Raw genomic sequence first — 21,182 nt, forward strand, 5'->3', positions numbered from 1 at the left:
GCTCATTAATCGTGAAGACCATTGTGCCAGGCACAATGGTCTTCACATTCCAATCTAATCGTATGCCAGGCGGATTTCCTCGGTAGCAAGTGTAGGCTGGATGAGCTCCTGCCATATGGGCGACTTCCACGAACCCAAAGCGTCATGGATCTTGAAGTACTTCTGAGGGATGGGGTGGGTTCCGACGACCACAAGGATGCCATATTGCTCCTCGATGAACCGTCGGAAATAGTCGATCCGCGTGCAGGGCGGGTAACCGACAAGCATCCCCGTGGCCAGATGGATGACCGTCACCCCGTTCTTCTTCATCTCGGCGGGAGCGTATTCGATATTGCCCCCAGGACATCCACCGCATGTGGTACAGCCGACGAGCTCTACTTCCTTTCCCGCGTAGATGCTGAAAGCCCCCTCGCGGTTCTTCATGGCCCTGAAGCACTTCCCTCCTGCACATGTATGGTATCTGTTGCACATGATCATCCCAACACGCACGATTTCGCCGCTCATCGAACCTCCTCATCACAGAACAGATTCACACCAATCAGTCTAGCCGCATTCGGCCTGCCAAGCCAGAGCAAGACGCCGACCGACGATGCAATGGCGTGCCTGCAAACACAAGAAAACCCCCAGGCGATAAACCTGGGGATCTGACGCATATGCTGCGAAAGGACTTGTGCTGTTTCTCTATCAGCTGACGTCAGCCCTTGCCGTCGCCGGAACACCGCGTTTATGACGTCTTGGGAGCAGGTGCAGGATTCGGAGCGGCAAAGACCGTGGATGGGGTGGTAATATACTCCGCCAGAGCCTCAGTGACCGGGGTGAAGGCTTCCATCTTCACGTCCTCCACATGCCCCGTGTCGGCAAGAGTGGTCACCGTAGGATCGATGGGCAGTCGTGCAAGGACGGGAGCTCCGATATGGTCTGCCAGTTCCTCGGCATGACTAGGCCCAAACAGTTCAAATGTCTCACCACAGTGAGGGCACGTGACCATCGCCATGTTCTCGACGATGCCCAGAATCGGCTTGCTCATCTGCTTCGCCAAGCCTGCAGCCTTCTCGACGATCATGCTCGCCAGTTCCTGCGGCGTCGTGACCATGAGGATGCCGTCGACAGGCAGGGACTGGAACGCAGTCAAGGGGACGTCGGCTGTTCCAGGTGGCAGGTCCACAATGAGAACGTCCAGATCTCCCCACGCCACATCACTCCAGAACTGCTTGATGGCGGATGTGAGCAACGGGCCGCGCCAGATGACCGGCTGGCCGGCATCGTCCAGGAACAGGTTCATGGAGATGATTTTGATACCAGTTGCCGTCTCGGGCGGGATGATCCCGACCATCGAAGACTCGGGTCGCGCGGTCATGCCGAACAGACGCGGGATCGATGGGCCCGTGATGTCCGCATCCATGATACCTACTTTCAGTTCGCGGCGTGCCAGTTCGACTGCCGCCATGGCAGACACGAGGGACTTGCCTACGCCGCCCTTGCCGCTGGCGACCGCGAGCACGTGCCGCACGTGGTTGACCTGTGAGGTCATGTTCTGTTCATTTTCAGCAGTTGTCATGTTTTTCTCCTTCGTGATGGCAGGATACCTTTCCAGCCAGGTTGACAAATACGCCTGCGCGGTAGGACTCAACAATCTCGTCCAGATTGTTCATGTCCGTCTGCATAACGGAGTAGCCTGCAGCAGTGAGTGCGTTCATGGCACCCATCCCCATTCCGCCAGCAATGATGGTGTCGCAGCCGTGAGCTGCGTCGGCCATGCGACCGTGCACCTCTTCGTGGCTCACATCGGATTCTCCATGGTTTTCCTCACCATGAACATGCGCGAACTTGTCACGCAATTCTGATGAAGTCACCTTGCCGTCCGTGATCTCGACGACCTTGTAGTAGTGAGCGCGGCCGAAGTGCTGACACAGTGCCGTGCCATCGTCGGTCGGTAGTGCAATACGAGTTGTCATGCTGATACCTCCTGTGCGATTCTCCTGGTGTCTCTTGACTCGTACGCCGTTCATATCCGCGTCCCACGCCCTTGCGACCGTCAACGGATAACCGCCGACGAGCGATGCAGTGACCTTGTGGCGGGCGCCCGCAAGGATACGATGGAACGTACTCTGGGAGATGTCCATGCGGTGTGCCGCTTCCGTCTGGTCCAAGTCCAGCAGATCGCTGAGACACAACACCTCCATTTCGTCGGCTCCAAGGACGTGCAACGTCCCTGCAGCCTCCGGACAGAAGGGCTGAGCTCGGTCATATGTACCGCACCTGCGAGCAACCTGTCGTCCTGGCATGTCGTCTCCTTGTACGATATGAATATATATTCATTTCGTTTGAATGTCAACCTCCGTGAGCAGACTGAAGCCCTTGCATCTCATAGCCAGGAATGGCTGTCACATTCCGTGCCGACCAATGCTTTTCCATGAAGCACCACATCCAGACGGTCCGAGCTGAGAAAGCTCTATGGAGCAAAACTGTTACGTCCAGCTCAGTAGTCGTGGTACCGAAGGCACCGATTCACGCACATGCTGAACAAAATGGTATACCATGTTGGCATACCTGCAGGAGACCGCCGACAAAATGAACAGTCCACAGGTACGGGAGAAACCCATGGAACCAGGGTTGTCAAGCACAGAAGCACAGAAAAGACTTGAACAGATCGGGCCTAACGAGATTCCTGAGTACCATGACCCATCGTGGCTGGTCCTGTTCCGTAAGGTATGGGGTCCTGTTCCCTGGATGCTCGAAGTCAGTCTGATCCTTGAGCTGGTTACGCATCACTACACTCAGGCGACCATCATCGGCACGCTCATCGTTTTCAACGCCGTCATCAGCTTTGTCCAGGAGCACCGGGCACAGGACGCGCTGAGACTTCTGCAGCAGCGCCTGGTGGTTCACGTCAGGATCCTGCGCGATGGCACGTGGCAGACTATGGATTCACGGCTGGTGGTGCCCGACGATATCGTCCACCTCCGTATGGGAGATCTGGTCCCTGCAGATATTACGCTGTTAGACGGCAATCTGTCTATCGACCAGTCTGCACTGACCGGTGAATCGCTGCCGGTAGATGCGGCCGTCAGCAGTAGCATCTATGCCGGCAGCGTGGTGAAGCGCGGCGAGGCAAGCGGCAAAGTCACGGGCACCGGCACCCATACCTATTTCGGGCGGACTGCCCAACTAGTCGGTTCGGCAAAAACCGCCAGCCATCTGCAGGAAACCATCCTTGGTATTGTGAAGTACCTGCTTGCCCTGGATGTGCTGCTGGTCGTCGGCGTTCTGGTCTACTCGTGGGGGCACGCCATCCCGTTGCTGGACACAGTCTCCTTTTCGCTAATGTTATTGGTCTCCTCTGTGCCCGTCGCGCTGCCCGCCGTCTTCACCCTTGCCTCCGCGGTCGGCGCTCAGGAGTTAGCCAGCCGTGGGGTCCTGGTAACTCGCCTTTCAGCCATCGAAGAAGCGGCCGCCATGACTGTCCTGTTCAGTGACAAGACAGGAACGATCACCGAAAACCGACTGAGGCTGATCGATATGGTTCCAGTGTCAGGCATGACGCAAGATGATGTTCTGCGTCTTGCGCTGCTGTGTTCGGACGAGCGTTCGCAGGACCCTATCGACCTTGCCATCATCACACGCGCACGCGAGTCAGGCATCTCACCCGGTACGGCCACCATTTCCAGCTTCATCCCGTTTGATTCGGCGACCAAGCGCACAGAAGCGATTGTCGCTCAGGACGGTGTCAGCACTCGAATTGTCAAAGGCTCTCCTCAGATCGTTGAAGCTCTCGTCGCAGACGGTCAACCCTTCGCACAGGACGTCGAGCGCCTTGCTGCGGGGGGAAACCGTGTGCTCGCTGTGGCGGCAGGGCCCGAGGGTCATCTGGCTATGGCTGGATTGTTGGCACTGGAGGACCCGCCACGCAGTGACTCGGCAGGGCTGATCCATAATCTGAAGGACCTCGGCATCAGAGTTGTGATGGTCACTGGCGACACGCCCGAGACTGCTCGCACCATCGCCGCGCAGATCGGGCTGGGCACGCGCGCATGTGATGCGGGCACACTGCGGGACAACATGCCTGGCACAGATGCTCTGGACTGCGACGTTGTGGCTGGAGTCCTTCCGGAAGACAAGTATGCGCTGGTTCAGCGCTCTCAGCATGCTGGTAGCATCGTCGGCATGACCGGCGACGGTATCAACGACGCGCCCGCTCTCAAGCAGGCGGAGGTAGGCATCGCCGTCTCCAACGCGACGGATGTCGCAAGGGCAGCTGCAAGCGCTATTCTGACCAGCCCCGGTCTCAGCGGAATCGTTACGGCTGTGACGACGGGACGCCAGATCTATCAGCGCATGCTGAGCTATACTCTCAACAAGATCATCAAGACCCTGCAGATAGCCCTGTTTCTCGCCGTAGCATTCTTCCTGACCGGCCACTTTGTAACGTCGCCGCGCCTCATCCTCCTGCTCCTGTTCGCCAATGACTTTGTGACCATGTCCCTTGCCTCTGACACGGCAACAGCGTCGCAACTGCCGGACCGATGGCGTGTGTCGCAGCTGACCGGTAGTGCTCTCCTGCTGGCAGTCGCCTGGCTAGCAGTCGCATTTGGCACGCTGTACGTCGGAACCAGCATCCTCCACTATGACCTGCCGCACCTGCAGACTCTAGTCTTTGTCATGCTGGTCCTGACTGGACAGGCCAACGTGTATCTAGTCCGCGAGCGTCGCCACTTCTGGCAATCGCGGCCGGGACGGGCGCTTATCCTGAGCACGCTGGGGGACCTGCTGGTGATTGGGTTCATGGCTTCACGTGGAATTCTCATGGTGCCACTGCCACTGAACGTTCTAGCAGTCATGCTCCTGGGCATCGTGTTGTACAGTGTCGCGCTCGACTTTTACAAGCTAGTCGTCTTCCACTGGTTTCGCATCGCCGGTTGAAGCAGGTACGGACCTAAAGATTGTGACGGTGAGTCTTTCGCTCCGGCTATGACCAAAGCATCGTGCCCCGGACAAACGCTCATACATGTCATAGAATCGATTTTCCTCACCTGATGGTCACAACGAAAACCCTCGGGGACAAGACCCGGAGGTAAAAACACCCAAGACGGCAGGAACCAGACCGGCCCCAGTTACCTGAGGAGGAGCGCGACGACGAACAGGACAACCATCAGGACGGAGGTGATGAACAGGACCTGACGCTCATGCTCCGTGGGCTTGGGAATGGAACCCAGCCACCATGAGCGCGCAGGGAACCGGGCGGGCTGGAACGCAGACCATGAGGTGCCCCGGCTCGTCGTCGACCACGAATCCTGTGGAGTCAAGCGCATTCCCGTCCAGAGATGGTGTCCGGTACGCACTACGGCGTTTCGGATGCGTACCAGCACCTGACGTACGTCTATTGACCACCACGAAATCCGCCTCACCGAGCGGGACACAGACGGAGGCTTCTGCGAGGGGCCAGGGCCCACGCGTTCTATCAGGACGCGTCCGCACGACGGGCATCGTTCAGACTCCCATGGGATGACGGAATGGCAGAAGGGACAGGGACGGTATCCGGTCGGCATATCTCCGCCGGTGCCGTTCGTCCGCTGCTGATAATCCTGTCCCTGCGCATGCGATAGACCGTAATCCATGACGACCCCCTGTCGTGGCAGACAGTATACAGCAGTCGCGCTGGACATGAAGGGGGCCCCGCGTCCTTGCCGGCGCGGGGCCTTGGAGCTATGTGATATCTTTTCTCGTGGTGCTGTGTGTCAGGTGTTGCCTATTTGAACCAATACCAGTACTGGACGTTCCAGACGTTGTAGACGGTAGCAGAGAAGAAGTGGTCGTAGCCCTTAATGCCCTTGCGGACTTCATCGGGATAGACACGCTGCTCAAGATAGAAGCATGGAAGGTCTGTGGCAAAGATATCCTGGATGTGAGAGTAGGCTTCCGTGAGAGCAGCTACCGTGGTGGCGTTCTGTGCGGCGTTGAGCCACTTGTCCATTTCGGGGCTGCTGTAGCGGTAGTTGTTCTGGCCGTTCATGCCGTTGGCTGCAGTCGGGATCTGATCGCTCCGGAAGGCGAGCACTGATCCAAACGCGTCATAATTGTCGAAACTGATACCGTGCAGGTTGATGATGAACGTGCCGGCAGTGGCTGCATCCAGGATGCCATTGAAGTCCGCCGGACCCTGTTCGATCGTGATACCGAGCTTGGCGAGCATGGGCTGCATGAGGGTGACTTCACGTTCACGGAAGGTGGCGCCCTCCGAATACGGGATCTTCAGGTCAGCTGCGGTGCCATCGGGAAGGGTGCGCTCCGTCTTGGCAGCGTTCCACTTCCAGCCGGCCGCGTCCAAGAGCGCGTTTGCCTTGTCCGGGTCGTACGCATACACAGAGAGAACAGGCTTGAAGTAGATGGAGCCAGAGGACAGAGGGGAAAGGACGGCGTCAGTGCCGACCATGGCCTTCTGGGTGATGAGTTTGCGGTCGATACCGTAGTAGAAGGCCTGGCGGACGCGTACGTCCTTGAACCAGTTGGAGGTCAGGTTCCACTCCATGATACCAGAGGTCGTTCCCTTGTTATAGTAGACGTCAAATTTGTTGCCCATCTTGGCTTCGAACTGTTGAGCAAGGTCAAGGGGCAGTGACTCGGAGGAGACGTCGATCGTGCCGGTCAGCATGTTGATCAGCAGGGTGTTGGTGTTGCTGATGAACCGCTCGGTGATAGTATCCAGGGCAGGCTGACCGCCGAACCAGTTCTTGTTGGCGACAAGGGTCATATACTGGCCTTGGACGTTGGTCTTGACGGTGTATGGGCCACAGTAGACGGGGTTGTTGTTGAAGTCAGAGGTGTTGATGCTCTTGGGATCCTTGGTGAACAGAGGTCCCAGGATATGCTGCGGATAGATGGTCCAGCCCACGGGGATATAGGGATCCCATGACTTCCAGGTGATGCGGCACGTGTAGGTGTCGATCTTCTGGATATTGGTGACGAGGTCCATAGGTGAGCGGGACACGACCTGGATAGCGTCGCTCATGTACAACTTGTGTGAGAAGATATAGTCGTCGATCGTCACGGGCTGGCCGTCGGACCACGTCATGCCCTTGCGGATCTCCACGTCGGAGATGACAGTACCGTCAGCATTGCGGATGAGGTGCTTGTTCGCAAGCGTCGGAACGTACTTGGCCATCTCGGGATAGAGGACGCCGTAGGGGGTCACCGAGACGAGACCACTCGCCAGGAAAGTCACGGCCTTCAGCGTGTAGGCGGAGTCGGAAATAAGCGGGAACAGGTTCTCGGGAGCATTCTCCTCAGCCAGCGTAATGGTTTTCTTGCCGCTGCCAGGAGGCGTTATAGTGTTGTAGATAGCGAACGCACAGTCGCCACGGGTGGCAGACAAGGTGGGGTTCAGGTTGCGGGACTTGTCCCATGTCAAAACTTGGACACGCGGACGGACGGCGATGGTGACGGCGCCAATCGCGTAGGTGCCGATCGAAGGTTCGTCGTTGGCGAAAGCGACAGGCTCCTTGATGGTATTGGCCTCAGCTGCCATGCCGAGGACACGGACCAGCAGGACAGCCATGTCCTGACGCTTGATCTGAGCGGCGGGTGCAAACTTGCCACCGCCGATTCCCTGGATGTAGCCAGCCTTGGCGGCGGCTTCAACGTAACCATATGACCACCGGGATGCTGCAACATCGGTGAATGTGGGGCTGGCGGGTTTCACCAAGGCGAGACCCTTGGCGACAACGATCATCTTGGCGAATTCTTCGCGGGTGACCTTGCCCTCGGGCTTGAAGGTACCATCGGCGTAACCAGCGAGCACTTTCTTCGAGGCCAGGGCGGTGATCTCATCAAATGCCCAGTACGAGGCTGCGACGTCTTTGAAGCCAGCAGCGTTTGCGGTCAGCACTGGAGAGCAGACGGCAATCAGCATAACAACTGCAACAACGATAGATAAGAATCTCCTCATGTAAGTCTCCTTCCTTAGTAGAGTAGTTGCTGAAGACGATTTCAGGTGGAGCAGTGGTTGGCAAGCACCTCCTTCTTCGCGGGTAGTCATAGCATTACTCAATCACGGTTACCAATTGGCAAAGATACGCCAACAGACTCTACACATCATGCACGTTCTGTTGCACCACGACGCACGGCAAGGCACGTCAACGTCTACCTGAACATTACACGAACGGCTTTTTTTGTCAAGCAACAGGTGATGGCTCTGAGCACTGAATCCGACAACTGGTTTCACAGAAAATAGTCAATTAGACCTTGCTTTCCTGCTGTTCCTTGCGCCACTTGAAGAAGTCGAGTGCCACCTGAGGAAAAATAGCATAGGACAGGACGTCTTCCTCCTGCTGGGTATACTCCTTGATCTCGTCGCGGAACTTGGCCATCTGAGGCTCGATCAGGTCCGCTGGACGGCAATCGATGGTCGGTTCGTCGCCGATGATCAATTGCTTGATCTCGTTGGAGATCGGCACCGACGCGCGGCCATACTCGCCCTTGACGAGTGCCTTGGTCTCCTTGGTACACTGCACGTATCGGCCCATCATCACGTTGAACACGGCCTGCGTTCCGACGATCTGTGACGTAGGAGTGACGAGGGGCGGGTAGCCCAGGTCCGCGCGCACCCGTGGAACCTCCTTGAGAACCTCCTCGTACCGGTCGAGCATGTTGGCTTGCTTGAGCTGGCTGACCATATTGGAGATCATGCCTCCGGGCAGCTGGTAGATGAGCGCGTTCACGTCGACCCCCATCACTTTGGCGTCCAGCAGACCCGACTCCAGCGCCTTCTCGCGAACCGGGATGAAGAACTGTGCCACAACGTTCAGGGCTTCGAGGTCGATACCGGTGTCATATGGCGTGCCTTTGAGCGCTGCCACCATCGTCTCTGTACAAGGCTGGGAAGTCGCCATCGCGAAGGGCGAGATGGCGCAGTCGACCACGTCGGCCCCCGCCTCGATCCCCTTGAGGTATGACTGTCCAGCCAGACCCGTCGTATAGTGGCTGTGGATCTGGATGGGCAGGCTGGTCATCTTCTTGAGCGCTGCCACCAGGTCATACGTCGCATACGGGGTCAGCAGGCCGGCCATATCCTTGATGGCGAGGCTGTCCACACCCATCTGTTCGAGCTCGCGGGCGATACCCACGTACTTGTCGACCGTATACGTCGGGGCAATGGTGTAGACAATACACCCCTGTGCGTTCCCGCCCAGCTTCTTGGTCGTCCGGATGGCGCGTTCCACGTTGCGCATGTCATTCAGGGCGTCAAACACGCGAATGATGTCGATGCCGTTTTTGAGAGACTTTTCGACAAAGGCGTCCACGACATCGTCGGCGTAGTTCTTGTAGCCGAGGACATTCTGGCCGCGCAGCAGCATCTGCAGCTTGGTATGCTTCATGGCATGGCGCACCGTGCGCAGACGTTCCCATGGGTCTTCGTGGAGGAAGCGCAGGCAGGAATCGAAGGTCGCCCCGCCCCACATCTCTATGGAGTGATACCCGACCGCGTCGATCGCCTCGAACGCAGGCTCCATCTCCTTCGTGGTCATGCGGGTGGCAATGAGTGACTGCTGCGCATCCCGGAGGACCGTCTCCATGATGCCGACCTTGTGAGCCGGAGCCATACTGGAGGATGGAGATGTTAAGTCTGGTCTGCTTTCTGCACTGAGTTCCTCAATCTCGACGTCGAACGACTTACTACCGACGTTCATGCTGAACTTGTTTGACACGTGAACCCCCTCTGCAGCGATTTCTCCACCTCAAACCCGGCAGGACAACGTAGCCTCCACCTCCTGCTTTCTGTTATTATACCCTATTGTGTCCCGATATGGCACAATACTCCAGTCCACACGCACCAGGATGAAAACTCTCTGCCATCAAGGATCTACGAGAGCCCCAAATGCTCGACCCCCGCCGAAGCGGGGGTCGACTTACGTCCTGCGAGGAAACGTGTACTATGTATTGGACGGTGTAGGGAAGTCTGAGCTAGATCCTGGGCCCTTCATGCCGCCACCGAACCCACGACCATCACCCCGGTCGCCACCCATGCCGCAACCTCCAAATCCTTTGCCACCAAGAGTTATGGTCTTGCCGTCTGCGCCGATAAACGAGGTAGCCATGATGGTGTTCGCGTCCGTCGGGGTCTTGAAGCCTTCGATCTTGACCGCATCGCCAACCTTCACGGTGATGTTGCTCGCGTCACGTCCGAGAACCACGGTCATGATGGTGCCGTCGGCCTGGTTGACCTTGATCGTCGCCATTGCCTTTGGAGTTTGCTTCGTTGTGTTACCAGTCAAGGGAGCCGTCGGGGTCGGCACGTTGACTTCAGTCACCGTTCCTGCGACGCTCACCGTCTCGATGTTGGGCGTTCCGTCGGCCTTGCGCAACGTGACGGTCTTGCCATCGGCGCCCGTGAACGTCCAGACTTGCAGATTCTTGACGCTGTTCCGCGTTGCCGACGTCCCTTCGACGGTGACGATGTCACCGACCTTCATCGTGAGGCCTGAGGTCTCCTCGCGGCCAAGCCCAAGTGTGTAGACTGTCCCATCCGCGTTGTCCTTGATTTTCGCATAGCCCTCAGGCCCACGGCGGAACATGCCCATAATGCCGTGACTGGTCCCGGTCGTGCTTGCGGTCGAAACCTCCGTCACCGTGCCCGTCACCGATATAACATCGACACTGGTTCCTTGTGGCGTCGTCACGGTCCGTACCTTGGTCGCTGCTGAAGCTATGGCGATACCGCCTGTAAGGAGTCCGGCGATGACAACTGCCAGGACGACCCTGCCTATCGTTTTCCTCATAGTGTTCTCCCTTCTTACGGGGTCACCCCCAGAGTGCGGCACCCACGGATGCTGCCACCTCTACTACAGTACAGGGAGGGGTTTCGTACGCGCTGTCCTGTGAAGAGCGCGGGCATCTGCCCTGATATGGGTTTCCCCGCGCGGACTACCCCACCCGGATGCACCGCATGGACAAGGAGGCATTCTGAAAACCCTCAAACACTGTGGTAAGCATGTCGTCGGACCTGCGCAATCCGGCGACGTACAGGAGGGGGATGTAGTGCTCGTCGGTCGGGACCGCCAACTCGGAGAACGGTGCCAACCGGTACCGGGTCAATTCCTCGAGGTGGTTAGATTCGACACACCCCGCAACCCAGCTATCAAACGACTGCGCCCACGTATACGCGGGAGCCTGCTCGTTGTCCAAGTCCACCAGCCCCAGGTTGTGGACCACATTCCCACTGCCGAGGATGAGGACTCCCTCGTCGCGCAGTGGAGACAGGCGTTTGCCCAACTCCATACGCTCTTCAGATGTAAGAGACACGTCGAGACTGATCTGGATCACGGGGATGAACGCCAAGGGATACATGTGGTGCTGGACAGACCATGCGCCATGATCCAGGCCGCGTTCCATGTCGCACGAGACGACGCCCGGACCCAAGGCAGCACGGACTCTCTCCGCCATCTCGGGAGAGCCTGGACACGGATATCCGATATGATACAGCTCATCGGGAAAGCCACTAAAGTCGTGCATGGTCCGTGGCTGCCGTGTGCACGTCACCTGGGTTCCCCGTGTCTGCCAGTGAGCCGAGATCACGATGATGCCTGTGGGGTGCGGCAAGCTTCCGGACAAAGCCAACAAAGCCTCTGTGAACGTATTCCACTCGATAATATTCATGGGGGAGCCATGCGCCAGAAACAGCGCCGGCATCCGTTTTTTGTTCATCATGCCAGTCCCTCCATTCATCTGTCTCCAGGAACCTCCCGTTCCGTCCACGCACGCCAGTCCGCCGACGCGAACAGTGTCCCCTTGTTGTCGACAGCAACTTTCCCCACAGATGCGATACAGGTCCTTCTGTCAGTATATGTAAGAGCGGGATGAGCTCCAGAAAACGAGCCGCACGTCCGGGGTTCTATGGAGTGGCAAACTCCGCGGTGAACGTGATCGTCTCTGCGGCCTGACCCAACTGCGAACCCAACGGTGCAACGCTGAGCAGCCTGGCATCAGGAGGTCCGCCACCGGTCACAGTCAGGGTATAAACACCTGGGCGCACAAAGACTTCGTAGGGGACCATTGAGCCGGTCCACTGCTGCGCTCCATTCAACCGGAACGCGAGGCGTCCCGACCATGCCGTCCCCTTCTGGGTCGCCTGGATGTGGACAACGGTTTCACCGTCCGGCGCCATGACGCGCCTGACCTGTCCGAAGAAAATGGGCAGTACCAACCCCACGACAACGCAGAACGCCAGGAAGACCGGCAAGCCGCGCTTCGCCTTTGACAGTTCCCCTGAATCGCGCCAGCCGGAGCGTGCCTGTCCCGACCTGGCCGAAGGCGCCACCTTGTAGTGGGATCGACCACGATAACGGGCACCGTCTGCACTCCTGGATGGGCGAGGAGCTGTCGTGTATGAACTGCGTGACTTGTAGAATCTCATCTATTCACCATTTTCAGTGTAGCAGGCTTCCAGGCGCTGCCAATCCTGGAGTAACGACAGACAGGGCCAGGCAGTGCGCCTGGCCCTGTCGAGGCAGTCCCTGAGTGTGAGACACTGCGGCTCTTCGGACGTGCCTCCCACTCACAGCGGCCGACCGCACGAAGCACAGAACTTGGCTCCGGGTTTCAGCGGGGCGCCACAGCTGGGGCAGAATTTCGGCGTCTTCGCGGGCGCAGCATCCGCAGAGATCGTTTTCTCCCGCGATACGGCGGGTGAAAGAATAGTCTGTTTTGGCTTCACAAACGCCACCGCGGCACCAGCTTGCCGTTCGACGACTGTCCCGGACAGCAGCAGGTCCCCCATCTTCTGGGCATACTGTTCCAGTGACAGAGGCTGGTGATTGACCTGAAGAGTACCATCTTTCGTGTCGAAACGGAACCAGTGATTTGCCAGGCCGGTGGAAGCGATGTACCCCCGCTGGAGTGTCCGTGGACCGTCGGGACCAACTACATCCAGGCTGTAGCCACAACTGCTTACCCAGCTGCGCAGGAATTCCGACCCCATGTGTGTGCCTGCCTCGCCAAACAGGAGCACGGTATCAGTGCCACCGGCACGCTTGGCGCCGATCAGGAACCCTCGTTTCACTGCCTGCTCCAGACCATCGCTCCCCATTGTCCCAATGCTCTCGGCAAGGGTGGGACTCAGCACGAGCAACGACGGCAGAAGCCAGCGGATGTCCTGGCTGTGGATGGCAGCCTCCGCGCTGGATCTGAACTCCTCAGGGGTGATCATCGGGTCGACTGTGCGCTTGTATGCCAGCATATCCTGGTACGCCGTTCGGCGGAACACGTCGACTGTGTGAAAAGCGGCCACAAGAGTTGACAGCGTGCAGGGTGGCGCCAGGTGGTTGGGCTCGCCTGCCTCGGTGTTCGTGCCTGTCTGGCGCGCCAACCATTCGGCATACGAACGCGGCGTATCGAAGAGACGAATGTCCCACTCGCCGTCACCGGGCGCTATTGCAACCATCATGTTTCCTGCGGCTCTGGATGCATAGACGCGGATACTTCCCAAAGGCGCCATGCCGCCACCCACCAGCAGTTCCAGGCGCAGATCGGGCCGTGCCAGTACTCCGGCAGCCGTCACAAATGCCGCATCGGTCGCGAGCTGCTGCGCACCGTCACTCACGGTGCCCGAACCTGCGGTGTAGTCCGCCAATACCTCAGCAAACGGGGAGAACGAGGTCGTCTGCAAATGCAACTGATCGACAAGAATTGCCCCGAGGTCCGACGGACGGACGGTGATGGTGGTCGTGCTATTGTCATGCTGAGTGTTCATCGTTGTCGCCTCCTGCATTGTCATTGGTGGGCATCACAAGGTTCCAAAGTTCATCAGGGACTGGATCGGTGGGCACGGGTTGGCCCAGAGCGGCTTCTATTGCCTCCTGCGCGAACACGTCCGGCTCGTCCTCAGTGCGTATTCCATCAAAGAGCGTGCAGTCCAGACGACTGCCCTTCAAGACAAGGAACGGACACGGCCGCACATCGGAACGCAATGTCATTGACGTGTCGCCGGGTTGTATCCATAGAAGCTTCCCGGCCTCCATCCACGACTTCAGGTCAGCATCGCGATTGAGTGCGGCAGTGTCTCCATCACGGGACCATATCAGTACGCCCTGAGCATCGACGACTTCGTAGAAGTCGGTGCCCCACGTGTTGACACGGTGTGTTACCTGCTCAGGATGTTCAGCGAAGTAGGCGATCGTGTATCCCGTGTGCGGGCCGATTTGAACCTGGCTGACTACTGCACGAACCCCCGGCAGTGCCAGCAGGCGCGGCACCACATACGGGACCTCGGGGCCGGGTCGGACTTCGAACGGCGTCTTCTCAACAGAGTCTCCCACCTGAAGCGCTCCTGCAAGGCCGACGAAATCCGCTGGCAACTGCTGCAGCGGTCGCAATGGCTGGTTGTAGTTCCACCACAGCCCGTCCACCCCGACAATATCGATGGCATACTCCAGGAGGTCACCGCTCAGGGGACTCCTCGACAGTGTGACGATAGGCAGGGCAGCCAGATACTGTTCCCGCAGGCCGCCGATCTCTTCTCCGAGGGCGTTCAGTTCCTGCAGGACATCTGGTGACAGCTGATCCGGGTCCCTGTTCACCACCGCCAGCAGATCGCTCTGGCGGGCGTGTGCCACTGTGTGGCGTGCGAGCAGTTCAGCCCGCTCTGACACCGTCATTGTTGATTGTCGCATGACACCTCCTATCGAACCGGCGGAACGTAGTAGGCCGAACCGACTCCCTTGCCTGCACCGACCGTTATGATGGGTTTCCCTCCGACTCCATGGCCTTGAACGATCTTCTCGAAGATCTTGTATTCGTCCGGCGTTTGTGGGACCCAGTTCATGTGCGCTCCGTGGGTAACTGGCACTCCATTATCCTGGCACCATTGAACGAACGCCTTTTCTTCAGTAGCCGTCACTGGCGCCCCTCCTGTTTTGGTCAGACTCCACAGGTCAAGGTCTGTGACGACCGGCTTGCCCGACGCGGTGTCGACAAGGGCACCCCCCTTCGTCACGGTGAGTTTCCCTTTGTTGATGAGATCGTTCACTTTCTCCCCGGTGAATTCCGCCTTCCTGAGAGCGACGCGGTCCTCGATCTCCTTGATCATCTGTGCCTGCCGATCACCCGGGATCCCAGGGTTGCCCTTGATGCCTTCAATAAGGTTCTTGGCTGCTGCCTCGTCAGGTTCGAAGTGGCCGATCGTTCCTTGCGGCCCTTTGCCGCCAATCAACTCATCGATGAGACCATCCATGCTCTTGTTCTTAATATCGGGCATCTTGGGTACTCCATCCTTCACAAAGCCCGAGATGGTCCCCTGCGGGCGTACCCCAACGTCAAGACCGAATTTCTCCGCTCCGTTCTGGATCGTCGCCAGCTGCTTGGGGTTGATCCCTGTCGAAGGAATCGCGCTCGTCACCGGTGTCAGCGTTCCACCTTTCAGTTTAGCGGCGTCGTCCGCAATCGCTTGTGCGGCCTTGCTTTCTTCCGACGCGAATGCCTTGATGATGCCGTTGATAAGGGATTCGGCTGCTGCTTTCACTTCCCCCTTCCCCAGTTGCTCAGCGGTGACCGCCAGGATCTCCTTTCCTGCCACGGCTGCTGCCCCCGCCTGACCGACGGTAGCAATAGTCACACCGATCTTCGCGGTCCCGATGAGAACGTTGCCGAACCGCTCGAGTACGGGTACATTGGGGTCCCAGGATTTCACCCAGTTGTCCCAACCACCCGAGTCCTTGACGGCTTCCCACATCTTCTTGGGATCCGTCAGGGTCGTATAGATGCCATTGGCGACACCCGAGATGATCTTGCCCCCAACATCTACGGCAACGGAAGCACCAGTCTTCACTTCCTTCCATGTTCCGCTGGCTGTATCCCAGATAAGTTGAGGATTGTTCCATGCATCTTCAGCCGCAGTCGCAACATCCTTCGCGAAGTTCTTGAGTGGTGTCGTGACGATGCTGGGGTCGTTGTAGACCGACTTCGCGCCTTCGTAGATGGAGGTGGCTCCCTTTACCACCACATCTTTGGCTCCTGTGGCAACGTTTGAAACGGCGTCCCCGATTTGAACCGCCTCCTTTTCCCAGTTCTTCCACGCACCGGCCAGCAGTCCTCCCCAGGTATTGGCCTCGGCTGCCTCGGCCTGTGCCTTGGCTATGTCCTCGGCAGTCTTCTGCGCCCGTGCGGCCCGTTGTTCAGGCGTCGAGGGAACACTATCTGGTGCAACGTTCATGCCCGGAGGAGGGGGTATGTCCGGCAATCCGAGCTTCGTTGGATCAATGCCGTGTTTCTTCATGTATCCATAGGCCGCTCCAAGGTTCGTCGCCAGAAGGCCTGCCAGGAGCGCCGCCTCAGCGGGCGGGATCCCCAGTTTTTTGGTCATCGGCCAGCCCGCGTTCCTGGTAAGACCCTGGATGGTGCGACCGCTCTCTGCCCATCCGCCATCATCAGCAAGGACCGGTGTCAGGGCGATGAGGACAGTGCATGCGAGAGCAAGCAACAGTAGAAACGCCCCGGTAGTCCTCGTCGCCTTGCGCCGCCGCAGCATCGTCCCCCCTATGGCAAGCAGCACGACGACAAGAGTTCCCCAGAAGGTAAATTGCGCCCAGCGCGCCGGCGTCCGCCGCAGGGCGGAGGCCGCAAACCCAAGTGCCAAGCCCGGGAACAACAAAAACGCATAGTCTGACTCGGCGCCGTAGGGAGCCAGCCGCACCTTGAGAAAGCGCCGCAGGTCCGACAGCAGCAGCCGCAGCACCATGTGCTCGAAGCTCATGTCGAGTGCCATCGTTACCAGGAAGAATCCGGCTGCGTATGCCCAGGCCGACATGTAGTTGCGCATGCTCGAACCAATGATGACTGCGACGATCCCGCCCAGCAGGAATGGGATGAGCGCCTTTGCTCTCAGGTGGCGGAATGCCCGGACCAGCCACGACGGCGATAGTACGACACCTTTCGCCGACGCAACGGGCGACGAGAACAGCCTGCCAAAGAAGGAAGCGACAAAATAGGAGGCAACCGCCCAGAACGCCACACCTCCACGGGGATACTCCAACGTATCGAGCATCCAGTAAAAGATCGGTTTTGTTGGGTACAACATGGTATTGTTGGGTCCGACCAGCAACCATGTATGAAGGAACCACGTTGCAGCCGCTGTCACTATGCTCGAGACGATCGTGCTGGGGAGGTTTTCCAGCCAGCTCTTCACCATCAGGATCGCCAATTGCCACAGGGTCTGTGGCGCGGGTTTCTGTTTTGGCGGCGGCCGACGACTGCTCCGTCCACCCTCGGCGGATGTCGTCTGACTGGTCTCCATTTCTGTGTGTTCTTGCACAGATTGGCCGGCTGCGGTGGCTGGAATCCATGTCTGTCCATTCCATGTCAACCACCCCCCGGTTGCGGGATCGATCTGCCACCAAACGCCGTCAGGCGTCATGAACCGCAACTTCGCCAGTTCCTGTTGATAGCGCTCCGGCGTGACGGCACCACTCGCGAGCTGTTGCTGCAGCGCTATGTACGATTGACTCACTTCATTGAAGTCCACGGCAGCCTCCCATTGTCCTCGACCCTGCGTCTGTCAACGGATGCACGGTTGGGCACGGTCGTCCTCTCCAGTATGCAAAATCGGATTGAACCATGCAAGACCTTACGGCATGACCGAACGCACGACACCGTTCGCCCTGGTAACCTCATACCAGCCGAACGTCGCCGTGTGTCCACCCAGTTCGTCCTGAACGAGCTCATAGGCATGCACTGTATATATGGTCGCGTCTTCCGAATCAACGTCGATGACAATCCGGTTGGCCGGGCTCCTGGTTTGCACCAGTTTGATCCAGGCCATCACATCGGGAAGAGCTGTCACACGCGCGATCGCATCGTCCTTTGATGTGACAGGGCCGGAAAGCAACGATGGGGGGCGGCACCCCCCGATGCCAAGAAGCAACATGAGAACAACGACTATCCCGGCAATCTTTCGTGCGTGTATCATGATGTTCCTTCTTCGATGTTCAGCAGCGTCTGCCTGTTGATGATGGTGAGCCCGTCCCGAGTTGCACACCAAAGATTGCCATTGCTGTCTTCCACCATCGACTTCACTTCGTCATTGGACAGTCCGTCCATTGTCGTCAGTACCCTGAATCCTTGACGCGTCTGAATGGCCATGCCCTGGTATTCCGATCCGACGATCAGGATACCATCCCCGGTTACATAGATCGAACGAGCCTTGCCACCTGCCAGTCCTCCGGCTTTGCCCAGCGTCCGCCGCGGTTGCCAGGTATCACCCTTGCGTTCAAACTGAACTGCGCCTCCATCGTCCAGGAAGCCTGTTCCGACCCAGACGGTGCCGTCAGGTGCCTCCAGCAGCGAGACGACATCGTTGTGCGGCAGGCCGCCAGCCGTGGAGAATGTTTGCCACCCGGATGCATTGCGTATTGCCAACCCACCGGCAGGCGCAATGTATGAACCAAACCACAGACTGCCGCTCTTGTCCTCCAGCATGACACGCACCATGTCATCTGCGAGACCATCCCGTTTGCCCAGCACTGTCCACCCACCCGCGGTACGCATCGCCGCGCCGCTCCATGTCCCTGCCCACAGGTCTCCAGCCCGCGTGACGAGAACACAGTTGACACGATTGTCGGGCAAGCCTTCCTTTGTCGTGAACCAGGTCGCCTGTCCATCTTTCCAGCGCACCAGCCCACGTTCGCAAGCAAACCACAAGGCTCCCTCGTGATCAACCGCAATGCCCCTCACATAGGTCATCGGACGCCCGGCATCGACGATTGCGGTCACCGTACGGGTCTGCGTGTCGACGGCACACACGCCGTCTACTCCGCCACACCAGAGCGTATTGCCGTCCAGAAGCAGCGCAAATACGTCTCCCGGCGGACGAAGGATGTCGATGCCCTGCACAGGGAGTGACGGTGCCGGCAGGGCGGCATCCTGTGGAAGCGAACACCCTGTCATCAGACAGCCCAGTATCACAAGGGCGACGATGACGATCCTTTTCATGCCGATCCCTGAGCCGTGAGGCGACCATTCTCGAGATGCATCTGCCGTCCCCCCACCGTACGTGCCTCGCTCTCGTCGTGCGTCACGTAGACAAGAGCCGTATCGTGAGAAAGGACTATCTCGCACACGAGCTGCAGTAGCTCGGATCTGAGATCGGTGTCCAGGCTTGTGAGCGGTTCGTCCATGAGAAGGTGCCGTGGGTGTGGGGCGATCGCCCTTGCCAGCGCAACGCGGCGCTGTTCGCCTCCCGAAAGCTGTTGAGGCAAGCGCTGGGAAAGTTCCGCCACCTTGCAGGCATCGAGAGCTTCGGTCATGCGCCGCCGGGCTTCGGGGCGCGGAAGGTCAGCCAGGCCATACAGGAGGTTTTGCGCCACTGTCATGTGGGGCCACAACGCCCCAGCCTGGAAGACAAACCCGATATCACGGTGTGACGGCACCATGCGAATGCTCCTGGCGGCGCTGGCTAATTCGCCGTTGACTCGTATGCTCCCTTCCGATGGCGCGACCAGTCCTGCCAGCAATCGCAGCAGGGTCGTCTTCCCTGCCCCGGACCGGCCCATCACGACGATGCGTTCGCCGTCAGACACCTTCAGTTCCAGGTCTGACAGGATCGTCCTGCCTCCGAGAGAGAAAGCCACTCCGGTGCATTCGATCATGCCGACCTCCACGCGCTGCGCCAGGACAGGAAGCCTGGTATGGTCAGCAACAGGACAACTGCGAAGAGCGCCAAGCACAGCGCTGATACCGTTCCGGAAGCACCATAGTGCAGGTAGTTGTAGATTGTGATCGCCAGAGGTTGCTGCCCAGGGGGCATCACCATCAGCGTCCCTCCCACCTCGCCGACCACAAGCAGGGCGACAAGCAGGAGGGCGGCGGTGAGCACAGGCAGGAGCATCGGCAGCCACACTCGAAGCGCCCAGTCCCCGCGCCTTCGCTCAAACACGCGTCCAGCTTCCATCACATCCACATCGGCCCGTGCCAACCGTGCTCCGATCATCAGACAGGCGAACGGCGCGAACCTGAACGCCATGAGAAGTGCAGGCGCCACTTGAGCCGTCCATGCGCTGTGCACGATGCCATTGGCAAGCAGGGCCCCGGTGCCTGCAACGGGACCGGGCAGTGCCAGCGGTATGAGGATGAGGGCACACAATGACTGCCCCAGCCGGCTACGGTTGCTAACGAGAGGACCTACAAGAATCGCCAAAATCATGCTGAGAGTACACGCGAAAAAGACCAGCCGTACGCTGACCCAGGCGGACGGCGCGGCATCGACCACTGCAATCCACGTTGCACCGTGCAGTCCGCTCATCAGGGAAACGCAGAGACCTGCAACATCCAGCGAAAGCAGGCACACTGCACACACACACAAACCCCGCGTCCAGCGCGACGGACGCCACACGGAATGCGTCACTCCTTCCATGGTTGCAGGCGCGGAGACGGCAGCGGAAATGCTTCGAATGGCAGGTATGAGCGCCGCCAGACACACCAGAACTTGTGGAACGGCCAACAACGTAACGTCCGAGATCCGACCCGTAGCGCTGAAGCGTGCGTACAGCTCCAGAGCATAGGTATTGACAGAGAACAGGGAGGGAATGGAGAGGTCACCCATGCACAGCACAAACACGAGCAGGGTTCCTGACAGCAGCACCGGACCTCCAAGTGGCAGGACAACCCGCCACAGGGCACGGTCCTGGGATCCCCTCATGAGCGCCGCATCCACGAGCTGTGGGTCGATCATCGACCAGGCGGCCAGGGCTACCCCGGTCGCCAATGGCAGGTATACCATTGCCTGCACCCACAGCGCTGCTCCGAACCCCTGAAACGCCGGCAGTCTGATGCCCGTCACGGCGACCACCCGGCGAAGCCACTCGGCCGCGCGCATCCAGGCCAGCGCGTGGACATAGGGCGGGATGACCATGGGAACGAACAGCGCTGTTCTCAGCCAACCCATCCTGCCCGAGGCCGGCGGCAAAGCGAGCGACGCTGCAGTCCCTGCGACCAGACACAGGACGGCTGTTGCCCCTGCAAGGGCACAACTGCGTGCCAGCAACACCAGTGCCCGTTCCGAGGGGATGGCCAGGCGCGCCAGCGAAGGGTTGACCAGGAGAGATCGTATAGCATCCATGCCAAGTGCCACCAGAGGCAGACCGAACACGGCGAGGGCGGCCACGGTCCCTGAGAGGCGCCACCACCGGTTGCTCGTCGCCATC

At 59.0% G+C, this 21,182-nt stretch carries 17 protein-coding genes; 1 reads left to right on the plus strand and 16 read right to left on the minus strand.

Features of this window, described 5'->3' with window-relative positions:
• Positions 1–54: 54 nt before the first annotated feature.
• The 3 genes from SMC3_RS05210 to SMC3_RS05220 form a co-directional block, all read right to left on the minus strand.
• A complete protein-coding gene (locus SMC3_RS05210) occupies positions 55–504 on the minus strand; it encodes a CGGC domain-containing protein (RefSeq protein ID WP_119087717.1) in 450 nt (149 codons plus the stop codon).
• 220 nt (positions 505–724) lie between these two features.
• Positions 725–1,558: an Mrp/NBP35 family ATP-binding protein gene (locus tag SMC3_RS05215; protein ID WP_119087718.1), complete on the minus strand. Its 834-nt coding sequence runs from the start codon at positions 1,556–1,558 to the stop codon at positions 725–727.
• A complete protein-coding gene (locus SMC3_RS05220; RefSeq protein WP_119087719.1) occupies positions 1,545–2,285 on the minus strand; it encodes a NifB/NifX family molybdenum-iron cluster-binding protein in 741 nt (246 codons plus the stop codon). The genes SMC3_RS05215 and SMC3_RS05220 overlap by 14 nt, the downstream gene beginning before the upstream one ends.
• A 286-nt stretch (positions 2,286–2,571) precedes the next feature.
• On the opposite strand from SMC3_RS05220, the gene SMC3_RS05225 reads away from it, so the two are divergent.
• Positions 2,572–4,920, plus strand: a complete 2,349-nt coding sequence (locus SMC3_RS05225) for a plasma-membrane proton-efflux P-type ATPase (protein WP_207799679.1) — start codon at positions 2,572–2,574, stop codon at positions 4,918–4,920.
• A 191-nt stretch (positions 4,921–5,111) separates the two neighbouring features.
• Here the strand turns inward: SMC3_RS05225 and SMC3_RS09280 are convergent, their stop codons facing one another.
• The 13 genes from SMC3_RS09280 to SMC3_RS05290 form a co-directional block, all read right to left on the minus strand.
• Positions 5,112–5,615, minus strand: coding sequence for a hypothetical protein (locus SMC3_RS09280; protein ID WP_126850794.1), 504 nt, complete (start codon positions 5,613–5,615; stop codon positions 5,112–5,114).
• Positions 5,616–5,746: 131 nt separating this feature from the next.
• Positions 5,747–7,942 (minus strand): ABC transporter substrate-binding protein, encoded by a 2,196-nt coding sequence (locus SMC3_RS05235; RefSeq protein ID WP_165846595.1) that lies wholly within the window; start codon positions 7,940–7,942, stop codon positions 5,747–5,749.
• A 289-nt stretch (positions 7,943–8,231) separates the two neighbouring features.
• Positions 8,232–9,596, minus strand: coding sequence for an oxaloacetate decarboxylase subunit alpha (locus SMC3_RS05240; protein ID WP_119087806.1), 1,365 nt, complete (start codon positions 9,594–9,596; stop codon positions 8,232–8,234).
• 330 nt (positions 9,597–9,926) lie between these two features.
• Positions 9,927–10,772 (minus strand): hypothetical protein, encoded by an 846-nt coding sequence (locus tag SMC3_RS05245; protein WP_119087723.1) that lies wholly within the window; start codon positions 10,770–10,772, stop codon positions 9,927–9,929.
• A gap of 145 nt (positions 10,773–10,917) precedes the next feature.
• Positions 10,918–11,700 carry a 4,5-DOPA dioxygenase extradiol gene (gene ygiD, locus SMC3_RS05250; RefSeq protein ID WP_207799680.1) on the minus strand — a complete coding sequence of 261 codons (783 nt, stop codon included), beginning with the start codon at positions 11,698–11,700 and terminating at the stop codon, positions 10,918–10,920.
• A 184-nt stretch (positions 11,701–11,884) separates the two neighbouring features.
• Positions 11,885–12,406, minus strand: a complete 522-nt coding sequence (locus SMC3_RS05255; RefSeq protein ID WP_119087724.1) for a hypothetical protein — start codon at positions 12,404–12,406, stop codon at positions 11,885–11,887.
• A 141-nt stretch (positions 12,407–12,547) separates the two neighbouring features.
• The gene (locus tag SMC3_RS05260) at positions 12,548–13,741 is read right to left on the minus strand and encodes a zinc ribbon domain-containing protein (protein WP_165846596.1); all 1,194 of its coding nucleotides are present in this window, start codon (positions 13,739–13,741) and stop codon (positions 12,548–12,550) included.
• Positions 13,725–14,660, minus strand: a complete 936-nt coding sequence (locus SMC3_RS05265; RefSeq protein ID WP_119089912.1) for a hypothetical protein — start codon at positions 14,658–14,660, stop codon at positions 13,725–13,727. The genes SMC3_RS05260 and SMC3_RS05265 overlap by 17 nt, the downstream gene beginning before the upstream one ends.
• Before the next feature lie 8 nt (positions 14,661–14,668).
• Positions 14,669–17,506 carry a hypothetical protein gene (locus tag SMC3_RS05270; protein ID WP_119087727.1) on the minus strand — a complete coding sequence of 946 codons (2,838 nt, stop codon included), beginning with the start codon at positions 17,504–17,506 and terminating at the stop codon, positions 14,669–14,671.
• A gap of 102 nt (positions 17,507–17,608) precedes the next feature.
• Positions 17,609–17,950, minus strand: a complete 342-nt coding sequence (locus SMC3_RS05275; RefSeq protein ID WP_119087728.1) for a hypothetical protein — start codon at positions 17,948–17,950, stop codon at positions 17,609–17,611.
• Positions 17,947–18,972: a two-component regulator propeller domain-containing protein gene (locus SMC3_RS05280; RefSeq protein WP_119087729.1), complete on the minus strand. Its 1,026-nt coding sequence runs from the start codon at positions 18,970–18,972 to the stop codon at positions 17,947–17,949. Before SMC3_RS05280 ends, SMC3_RS05275 begins: the two co-directional genes overlap by 4 nt.
• On the minus strand, positions 18,969–19,628 hold the full coding sequence (locus SMC3_RS05285; protein WP_119087730.1) for an ABC transporter ATP-binding protein: 660 nt from the start codon (positions 19,626–19,628) through the stop codon (positions 18,969–18,971). Before SMC3_RS05285 ends, SMC3_RS05280 begins: the two co-directional genes overlap by 4 nt.
• The gene (locus SMC3_RS05290; protein WP_119089913.1) at positions 19,625–21,181 is read right to left on the minus strand and encodes an ABC transporter permease; all 1,557 of its coding nucleotides are present in this window, start codon (positions 21,179–21,181) and stop codon (positions 19,625–19,627) included. Before SMC3_RS05290 ends, SMC3_RS05285 begins: the two co-directional genes overlap by 4 nt.
• Position 21,182: the final 1 nt, after the last annotated feature.

The sequence above is a fragment of the Candidatus Cryosericum hinesii genome (genome assembly GCF_003570985.1).
GTDB classification, from domain to species: domain Bacteria; phylum Caldisericota; class Caldisericia; order Cryosericales; family Cryosericaceae; genus Cryosericum; species Cryosericum hinesii.

Excerpts from the sequence above, each read along its gene's own strand:
- SMC3_RS05235 (WP_165846595.1), bottom strand. The coding sequence starts at position 7,942 with ATGAGGAGATTCTTATCTATCGTTGTTGCAGTTGTTATGCTGATTGCC.
- SMC3_RS05215 (WP_119087718.1), bottom strand. The coding sequence starts at position 1,558 with ATGACAACTGCTGAAAATGAACAGAACATGACCTCACAGGTCAACCAC.
- SMC3_RS05225 (WP_207799679.1), top strand. The coding sequence starts at position 2,572 with ATGAACAGTCCACAGGTACGGGAGAAACCCATGGAACCAGGGTTGTCA.
- SMC3_RS05240 (WP_119087806.1), bottom strand. The coding sequence starts at position 9,596 with ATGGCTCCGGCTCACAAGGTCGGCATCATGGAGACGGTCCTCCGGGAT.
- SMC3_RS09280 (WP_126850794.1), bottom strand. The coding sequence starts at position 5,615 with ATGGATTACGGTCTATCGCATGCGCAGGGACAGGATTATCAGCAGCGG.
- SMC3_RS05275 (WP_119087728.1), bottom strand. The coding sequence starts at position 17,950 with ATGATACACGCACGAAAGATTGCCGGGATAGTCGTTGTTCTCATGTTG.
- SMC3_RS05290 (WP_119089913.1), bottom strand. The coding sequence starts at position 21,181 with ATGGCGACGAGCAACCGGTGGTGGCGCCTCTCAGGGACCGTGGCCGCC.
- SMC3_RS05255 (WP_119087724.1), bottom strand. The coding sequence starts at position 12,406 with ATGAGATTCTACAAGTCACGCAGTTCATACACGACAGCTCCTCGCCCA.
- SMC3_RS05285 (WP_119087730.1), bottom strand. The coding sequence starts at position 19,628 with ATGATCGAATGCACCGGAGTGGCTTTCTCTCTCGGAGGCAGGACGATC.
- SMC3_RS05220 (WP_119087719.1), bottom strand. The coding sequence starts at position 2,285 with ATGCCAGGACGACAGGTTGCTCGCAGGTGCGGTACATATGACCGAGCT.
- SMC3_RS05280 (WP_119087729.1), bottom strand. The coding sequence starts at position 18,972 with ATGAAAAGGATCGTCATCGTCGCCCTTGTGATACTGGGCTGTCTGATG.
- SMC3_RS05245 (WP_119087723.1), bottom strand. The coding sequence starts at position 10,772 with ATGAGGAAAACGATAGGCAGGGTCGTCCTGGCAGTTGTCATCGCCGGA.
- SMC3_RS05265 (WP_119089912.1), bottom strand. The coding sequence starts at position 14,660 with ATGCGACAATCAACAATGACGGTGTCAGAGCGGGCTGAACTGCTCGCA.
- SMC3_RS05260 (WP_165846596.1), bottom strand. The coding sequence starts at position 13,741 with ATGAACACTCAGCATGACAATAGCACGACCACCATCACCGTCCGTCCG.
- ygiD (WP_207799680.1), bottom strand. The coding sequence starts at position 11,700 with ATGATGAACAAAAAACGGATGCCGGCGCTGTTTCTGGCGCATGGCTCC.
- SMC3_RS05210 (WP_119087717.1), bottom strand. The coding sequence starts at position 504 with ATGAGCGGCGAAATCGTGCGTGTTGGGATGATCATGTGCAACAGATAC.